The 295-nt window shown below is 67.5% G+C and carries 1 pseudogene; it reads left to right on the top strand.

Annotation, left to right across the window (positions count from 1 at the left end):
* Positions 1-145 precede the first annotated feature (145 nt).
* Positions 146-295: pseudogene (locus tag CCN72_RS41135) on the top strand (MarR family transcriptional regulator); the annotation flags it as partial.

The raw sequence follows: 295 nt of genomic DNA, 5'->3' as shown, positions 1-295 counted from the left end.
TCGAGGCCGTCCAGCGCGCGGGTACGGCCGAAGGACTTGTGCAGCCCGGCGACCGTGATTGCCTTCGTCATGGGCCCGAACGTACGCTTCTTTCACAAATTTGTGAAGTTACCGAAGGTCCCTAAATTTGGGTACGGTGAGCACCATGACGGATGCGGTGGGCGCGGCAGGGGCGGGGCGGGATCCCGAGGCGGTCTCGGCCTTCGTGGAGCACTTCGCGGCCCAGCTCGTGGAGGCCGGGATGGCCCGGATGCCCTCCCGGGTGTTCGCCGCCCTGCTCGCCTCCGACACCGGC

Origin of the sequence: Streptomyces murinus, assembly GCF_002154555.1 — a bacterium.
GTDB lineage: Bacteria > Actinomycetota > Actinomycetes > Streptomycetales > Streptomycetaceae > Streptomyces > Streptomyces murinus.
Note: the sequence above shows the minus strand (reverse complement) of the source record. Positions and strands in the feature narration are given on the sequence as shown.